This window comes from Pedobacter sp. UBA5917, assembly GCF_002432345.1.
Lineage (GTDB): Bacteria > Bacteroidota > Bacteroidia > Sphingobacteriales > Sphingobacteriaceae > Pedobacter.
Window position 1 is genome coordinate 502 of record NZ_DJDT01000132.1, and the last position, 8607, is coordinate 9108.

The window sequence follows — 8607 nt, forward strand, 5'->3', positions numbered from 1 at the left end:
CAGCGTAATGGAGAAATCTATACAATTTAACATATACATTTCTCCAATGCGGTCGAAATGAAGACCCTATTGTCAGTCGGGATTTGTAATCCCGACTAACTTTGTATTCCCAACAATCGAACAATATTGCAATTAAACCATCTTAACAATAAAGTCCTTCTTTTAGTCACAACATTAAACTATCTGCCTTTTCACTGTTTTAAGCTGCGTGGCCAGTAACACTCCTCCAAGTGCTGCGGTTAAGAAAATACCTTCAAAAATCAACAGGCGTTTCTTCTTTTTAAAGCCACGGTAAAAAGCATGCGCAGCAATAACGCCCAAACCTAAAAACTCTATGTTCCTTTGATCCCGTTTTGATGGATCTTTGCTTTTAATTAAGGCAATGCGCAACAACTCATCTATTAAACTGATGTTTTTGGAAACACCTTTCCTGATCTGTTTTTTACTTGCCGAAGCACCTAATTTTTCGGCCGCGGTTTGTAATCCTGTAGTGGTAATCTCATTAATCAAACGTGCTTTCGTATCTTTTTTTTCCATATCGCTTTCCATTGGTCCTATTATTTCAACCCGCGTTAAGGGATATAGTTTTGAGAAATATGAGAAAATTACAGCCCCCTGCAAACCGTTAAAATGAAAAACAGCCCTGCCCACCTAGCCCCGGTTGAAGCGGTACCCTGCAGCAACGAGGTACGAGGCAGCGAAGCGTACAAGCGTAAAACGGGAAGAAACTTATTGTTGTGTACAGGTTTTGCGCTTTAAAAAAACAAAAAAATTACGGTCGGCGTAAAACCGACCGATACTTACTCAGCTCCCTCCTTTTATCCTATTCTGGATATCGTCGTTGCTGCTCCTGCGTTCTTTTATGCTGAAAGGATTACCGAAACGATAAGAAAAAGAAAGCATCACCCGCCTTCCATCAACATTTACATGGCTGTTCATATCGATGTTCTGGTAACGGGTAAATTGTTTGTACTGGCTCGACTGGAAAATATCATTTACCAACAGTTTAAGGCTTGCTTTATCTTTAAGGAGATTTTTCTGAAATGCTGCGGATACGGAATGATATGATCTTTCGGTCGAAATGCCATAAACCGATTTCGAATTGAAGTAAGCATTCAGCTCGGCACTATAACCATTACCCAGTTTAAATGAATTTTGGGTATTAACGGTAAAACTTACCTGACTGTTTTTAAAAGTACCCGATTCTTCGCCTCCGCGGTAAACGTTATTGTAAACATTGGCAAAATTGGTTGCCGTCCACCAGCTGAAATAATTCGTTTGTCCGGTAAAACTAAGCCCGTAATTCACCAGGCTTTTCAGATTCTGTGGACGTTCGTAGGTGGTGTTGAGGTTATCAATCTGACCGGTAACCCAGGTAATTACATCAGTTGTGCGGCTATAATTTAAAGCCGTGGTGTATTTGCCCTTAAAAACATGGCTTAAAACAATATTCTGGGTAAGTTCCGGTGTTAAATACGGATTACCTTCGTAATATAAAAGGGGGTCTCTAAATACCCTGAAAGGATTTAAATCACCATAATCCGGTCTTTGTATCCTTCGGCTATATGCCAGTTGAAACTGGTTATTTTCTCCTGCATTTTTATTCAGTGCCAGGTTGGGAAACAGCTGGAAATAATCTCTTTTCAGTACCGAACCAGTAGTTACCTGATTGCCGAGAGTGTGCGTATATTCGCCCCTTAAGCCTAATTGTATGGTAAATGTTTTAAATTCTTTATTCAGGTTTAGGTAACCTGCGTGGATCTGCTCTTCGTATTTAAAATGGTTGCTGCTGGCAGGATCGTAAACCCATACATTATCCGCTAAATTTTGATAAACAAGATTGTTATCAGAAGTAATAAAAGAGCTTTTTAAACCACCTTCTATTTTAATGGCCTTACCCAGTTCATCGGTATAATCTGCTTTGGCCACATAAACATTGGTTTTGGCCGGAACGTATCCTTTCCGGTTACTGGTTTGTGCTGGTGTAGATGCATTTGCCGCAGTATAAGTATCTAAATTCAGATTTGAGGTAAAGCTATTGCCGGCAAAATCGAGATCAGCGCTTAATGTGCGTACTTCCTTTTTAAATTTATGCAGGTAATTAAGGTTATAGGTAATATTGCTCCAGCTTTGCTGATCGTAATTGGTGGTGGCCATTTCTGATTGGATAACACCCGCCTGGTTTCGCAAAATATTTCCGGTTTTACTATCGTGCAGGTACTTGCCCACGTTACCGTTTACCAAAAATCCAATGGTATTTTTCGGGTCGATATCTACATCCATGCCCACACGGAAATTGTTGGTATTTAAAGGTTCGTTGGTTTCGGTATGTTGATTCGAAATGCGATCGTAATTGCCTTCAACAACGCCATCGTTGTAAAAACGGCGGCTAAAGTCGAGGTATTCGGTTTCACCACGGTAAGCATAATTGTAACTCCCGAAAACATTAAGCCCGCCATTTTTATAATTGAGGCTGAAACCCGATCCATAACGTGCTTTCCGGCCTGCGCCACCATTTACGCTAACCGAGCCGTTCATTCCTTTCATCTGGCTTTTCTTCATCACAATATTAATGATACCGGCATTGCCCGCAGCATCGTATTTGGCCGAAGGGTTGGCCATGATTTCTATTTTGGATACCGAAGCCGAATTGGTGCCCTTTAACATTACACTTAATTCGGCAGGTGAAAGATAGGTAAGTTTTCCGTTGATCATTACATTAACCCCTGCCCTGCCTTTTAAAGAAATTTTACCTTCATCATCAACCTTAACACCCGGTGCGCGCTGCAACAATTCTAAAGCGGTATTACCTTCGGCAAGGATACTGTTTTCTACATTGATGGTCATTTTATCAATCCCCTGCTCAATCACTTTTTTCTGGACCGAAACATTTACGGAACCCAGGCTCTGGGCATCTTCCATTAATTTTAATTTGCCCAAAACCACTATCCTGTGCTCAACAGTAAGCTGGATCATATCGGTTTGATGTGTGATATAACCCATGTTCGAAATTTTAATTCGGTATTTGCCATGCTGCAACGCCGGGAAGGAAAAACGCCCTAACGAATCGGTTAATGTTCCTTTTATGCCTTTTCCTTCTGCATCCTGAAGCGCCACAGAGGCAAACGCTACAGGTTTACCATTTTCTTCCACCACAATACCATTAATGGCCGTATCTGATTGGGCAAAAACAGTTTTACTGCTTAAAAAACAGCAGAAAAGTAAAAAAACATAAGGCAATACAATACTAACATCAGGTCTTTTTCCTGAAGCAAAGGATGGGAATTTGTACATAAATTAAGCTTTTAAGGGTATCGGGATATTTTTACGCCTGGGTTTTTTCTTCTTTTTGCCCCACCAGATGTAAAATCCGGTAATGGGAAGACTGGCGCAGATTAAACTGGCAAAAAAGAAGACTATTTTGCTTGGCAAACCTGCAAATGCACCTACGTGCAGGCTATAATTTAATTTTCTTACCTGATCGGCAAAAGCAAGCTGTGCCAGTGGTTTTCCGGCCGACTTCGTTAACTGGAGCGTTGATGGATTAAAATATAAATCCCTCCAATAACCGTTTATCATATCTGTACAGGCATAAATTGCCTCGTCGGGTTCATCCGGAAAAGAAACAATGATCTGGTCTTTATTGTATAGGGCGATGGTATTTCTAACTTTTAGCCAAACCAGATCCACACTTTTAAGCATGGTACCGGGTGCTGCGTTAAATACTTCGGTAGTTTGTTTGCGTGGATTACCTGTACCACCGGTTAACCAGTAAACGCTTTTATTAAACCAGCTAAAGCTCATAATTAATCCGGTTACGGCCATTATCAACACAAAAAGCAGCGAATAAAAACCCAGTACATTGTGCAGGTCGTAATTAAGCCTTTTAAACCGGGCTTTCCACTTTATTTTAAAACTTTGATCTTTGCCCGCTTTGTTCCATTTTTTTGGCCACCACAATATCAATCCGGTGATTAATAAAATGAAGAATATAAAGGTAGACCAGCCGATTACCTGTTTACCGATTTTATCGGGCAGCCAAAGCCTGCGGTGCCCATCGTCTATAAATTCGAAAAAATCTTCGTGGTGCACCAGTGCAATTACTTCTGCGGTATATGGATTTACATAAACAGTAGAATCGGCATTGATGGTAACCGCAGCAGATCTGTTTTCGCCATGGTACCAAAGCGAATGAACCTCTTTGCCGGGCAACTGGGTTTTAACTGATTGATAAATCTTAGATGGCGAAAGTATCGCTCCCCCTGCCGGCTTTTCGGCAAACAACCAGGGAGAGCTTAAACTTTTAATTTCCTGCTCAAAAACCAATATGCAACCGGTAATTCCTAACACTACAACAACAATACCCGAGGCTAAACCAAGCCAGAGGTGAAGCCATGCATTTAATTTTTTGAGTAGTTTGATCAACATTTAAACCAACTATTTAAATTTAACCAATTTGCTTAATCCGCTTACGCCATCAAGTTTGGCACCTTTGGTAACCGTTCCTGAGCTTAAGTTATAAGCATAAACATAATAACCTTCAGAGGTTAATGCGCCGATATAAGCTACATCACCATCAACCAATACGTTTGTTGAATAAGCATTTGGTGTACTTTTAGGAACATTAAGTTTTGTTTTCGTTTTATTTACTACGTCGATCAGGTAATAATCAGCGATATATTTTCCGCTGTAATCTTGCCATGTAGAAATCTGCGATTTATCGAAAATTTTAACAATTGCTTTTCCGTTTCCTACATAAAATAAATCAGTAGCCTCTTCTTTGGTCCTATCGGTAAGTTCGTACTGGTAATTTGCATCAATTGCTGTTGCGCCATTGGCTACACGGTAAATCGAAAATGAACCTCCTGTTTCGCCAGCGATCCAAATGGTTGGTGCATTGATAAAATAAGCGTAATTGCCATCTACAAATGTTCCGGGCGAATTTAGCGTGTAATGTGCAGGTTGATTGAAACGGGTATCTTTGGTAATGGCAACCGTACTTACGTTCGGGAAATCCATCGATGCCAGATAAACCTCATTTAACGGAAGGTTTGTTTTCTCGTTGGTCAGGTTATAGCTGATGTAAAGTTTATTTCCCATAAACACTGCAGAATTTCCCCAATAATAATATCCGGTAGCAGGTTTTGGAATATTGATATTTCCTGATGCCGTAATAGTCATGGTTTCTACATTCAGTGTAGCATATTCGAACTGTAATGCTTCTTTCATACTGAACAACACCAGGGTTTTATCATCTTTCCATGCAAAAAAGCTCGAATAATAAGCCCAGCTGATCTGTGTGAAAGGGATTTCTTTGATTACTTTATTAACCTTGTTGCTCGAAGTAAATTTGATCAGGTTTCCGGCATCGTTTGTACCGTAAAAATATTCGCCACGTTGGGTAATAACGCTCGTGGTAGTTTCGGCTCCGTTACCGGAAGTGGTTAAAGTACCCGAACCAAGTTGTGTAGTGTTTAAGATATAGGTTCCGGCCGGTGTACCCGCACTAACCACTAATCCGTAATTTTTCTCAACAGGCTCTTCTGTGGGCGTAGAACTTTTTTTACATGCCGAAAAAGCAAGTAACGCTATAGCGGCAAAAGATAATAAAGATTGTTTTTTAAGTGTTGTAAACATGATGGTGTATTTATTTAATAAAATATCGAAGTTTGATAAAGGCTGAGCGTCCGGGTTTTTGCAACCTGAAATTGTCGTATAATAGCTCGTTGGTAAAATTATTTACCTCTGCAGAAATGTTGTAACGGCCATTTGCCATACTGTAGGCCAATGCTACATTGTGCGAAAACTGGGTAGGGATCTGGTTTTTGGATTCGATGCTGCCCCTGCTTTCCCAGTTGAGGTAAAACCAGTTTACAAACTGACTCGAAAGACTAAGCTGCAAACGCGTTCCCGGTGCCCAAATATCGTTTTTACCGATTTCAAGGTTTGCATTTGCATATAACCAGGGCTGGTTTGGTACCCTGTCGCCGTAGGTCATGTCTGGTACCGTAGTATTTGGTTCGTAAAGTTGTTTGCTTATCGCCTTCTGATATGTGCCATTAATACTGAAATTTAATAATGTTGAATAACGGTACTTTAATTCGAGTTCTACACCATTAATTTCTGCTCCGGCAAGGTTATCGTAAACGGAATAAATACCTCCGCTCGGAATAAAGTAAATGAAATCTTTTGCGTTCCTGTAAAAATAAGAGCCTTCAATACCGACGCTGTGTTTTTCATTGATATTGAAGTTATAATATCCGCCAAAATTGATGTTATCGCTGCTTTCGGGCTTAAGTTTGATATTGGATGTTACGTCAATTCCATTGCCGAATAATTCATCTCCCTCCTGTAAACGGTACGCATGTTCGTAAGATGCTTTTAAACCTGCTTCGTTGCTGATGCGGTACCGGCTGGCAATGCCATAGCCAAAATAGTTATTCGAAATTTCTGAATCGCTTTTGATATAAGTTTGGTTCTGCGAAAACACGGCATTGCGCACCAGTGCATTCATCGCATAAAACTTACCAAATACAGAGGTGGTTAAATTTTTATTAAACGCATTATTCTGGTAAGCAAGGCCTACAACCTGTTTGCCAATGGTATTGGGTTCATCAAAGGTATTGGTTTTAACCAGCCCTAAATCTTCAGTTGCCTGGCGTGCGAAATGGCTGTAATTATAATTAAGGTTTAAGCTGTTATTGGCATTGATTTCGTAGCTAAAATTTGCCCTGGCAATGCTCGCCGTATTGCGGTAATGGTAAATGCTTTTTATCCCGTAGAGTTCTCCCGAAATAGGTTCCGCCCGTCCACGTCCACTCCATGAATATACATAATTAGCCGTATCGGGCACCGTAGATCTGTTGATGGATGTTGAAGCGAAAAGCGTTGCTGTTAAACCTCTGGTCAAAAAATTGCTTTTCTTGTATTTAATGGAAGGCATAAAGAACTTCTCGCGGTTGGTTACCTCACCTATCACCTTATTCTGGTTTGCGCCCGTCTGTATTTCCTTATACATATCCGAATAAAGAAAGTTTAATTCCAATTGGTCGGCCCACGATTTATTGGCAAGCCCGATACCAACCTGTCCCATGGTAGAACGGTAGGCACTGTGGAAACGCTTTACATCTTTTTCTACGAGTTCGTTATTTTCGACCACTTTAATTGCGGCATCATATTTAGGATTGCTGCGCATGAGGTAATCGTTATCGGATGAGTTTTGAAAACCATTGAAAGTAAATATCAGACCTGTTTTTTGGTCTTTGTATTTGCCCGAAAGCGCAGCCCGCAAGGTATTGAACGAACCGTAACTTACACTTGCATCGAGATATTTAGATACCGATTGATTGGTAACAATATTTACCGCACCACCCAGGGCATCGGCACCAAGCTCAACCGGGACCACACCTTTATATACCTCAATGCGTTCTGCAAGGTTTACCGGGATATTGTTCAAACCGATTGCACTTCCAAACGATTCCATCGGAATGCCATCTATAAAAAAGCGGATCTGCCTGCCGGATAGGCCATTGAGTGTAAAATTAAAATCAGCACCTAAACCACCCTGCTCCCTTACTTTAACCCCGGTACTTTTGTTAAGGATCTGATTAAGATCGGCACTGCTGTTCTGAAATGCTTTAAGATCTATCGCGTTTACGGTGAAACCAGACTGTTTAAGCTCAGTTACGGCAGTCCGTCCTTTTACTTCCACATTCTGCAGGTTGCTGTAATCGGGTTTAAGTACTATTTTTAAAGTTTGTGGTTTTGCGGTAGTCAAGGTAATTTCCTGACTCACTTTTTGGTAACCTACGAAAGATACCACAATAGTATAGCGACCAGGTTTGATGGCGGATAGTTTAAAAAATCCATTTGCATCAGTGGTTGCGCCCACTTTTGTACCCTTTAACGAAATTGATGCGCCACTTATGGCTGCTGTACTATCAGCTACATAACCTTCTATGGAGGCCGTCTGTTGTGCAAAAACCGAAGTTGAAAAGAGTAGAAATAAGGATAAAATTTTTAATCGGTACATTAGTTTAATATTGTGCATTTACAAGGGTAGTAGCACAATCCGCAATTTTCCGAAGGTGGGAATGGAAAAAAAATAAAATAAAGTTGTAATGGAAAATGTAAGAGGGAAAATGGATGATGGAATGGAAAAACCCTGCATCCTCCAGTGTCATCCTGGGTGCAACGAAAGATCTTTGATAATGGAAAATGTAAGAAGGGTGATGGAATCGAAAAACTTTTTTCTATCAAGTGTCAATCCTGAACATCAGTGAAGGATCTTTGATAATTGAAAATGTGAAAATCTGAGTTCGATTATTAGTATGCCTTTAAATGCCATCCTGTAAGATATTTTTAACATCTAGTCGTCACCCTGAATTTATTTCAGGGTCTTTCATGCTAAAAAGATGCTGAAATAAATTCAGCATGACGAATTGATCTGGATTAGAAGCTTTTAAAGTTCAATTTTTAATAAATAATTATTGAACTCAGGTTCTAATTGATTTTTTTGCCCTATGGCACAGCCTTTCCTCGGCTCGCCGCCGCCGAAGGGCTCTTTCTTTTTGGCATCAAAAAGAAACAAAAAATGCCGGCTGAAAA

General features: G+C 40.3%; 5 protein-coding genes. All 5 read right to left on the bottom strand.

The window, feature by feature from the left end; all coding sequences use genetic code 11:
- Window positions 1-174 precede the first annotated feature (174 nt).
- On the bottom strand, window positions 175-537 hold the full coding sequence (locus B2V92_RS08005; protein ID WP_293306635.1) for a hypothetical protein: 363 nt from the start codon (window positions 535-537) through the stop codon (window positions 175-177).
- A gap of 267 nt (window positions 538-804) precedes the next feature.
- Window positions 805-3294 (bottom strand): outer membrane beta-barrel family protein, encoded by a 2490-nt coding sequence (locus B2V92_RS08010; protein ID WP_293306637.1) that lies wholly within the window; start codon window positions 3292-3294, stop codon window positions 805-807.
- 3 nt (window positions 3295-3297) lie between these two features.
- Window positions 3298-4428 (bottom strand): PepSY-associated TM helix domain-containing protein, encoded by a 1131-nt coding sequence (locus B2V92_RS08015; protein ID WP_293306639.1) that lies wholly within the window; start codon window positions 4426-4428, stop codon window positions 3298-3300.
- Window positions 4429-4437: 9 nt separating this feature from the next.
- Window positions 4438-5637 carry a hypothetical protein gene (locus tag B2V92_RS08020; protein ID WP_293306641.1) on the bottom strand — a complete coding sequence of 400 codons (1200 nt, stop codon included), beginning with the start codon at window positions 5635-5637 and terminating at the stop codon, window positions 4438-4440.
- A 10-nt stretch (window positions 5638-5647) separates the two neighbouring features.
- Window positions 5648-8032 (bottom strand): TonB-dependent receptor, encoded by a 2385-nt coding sequence (locus B2V92_RS08025; RefSeq protein WP_293306643.1) that lies wholly within the window; start codon window positions 8030-8032, stop codon window positions 5648-5650.
- Between the last annotated feature and the right edge of the window lie 575 nt (window positions 8033-8607).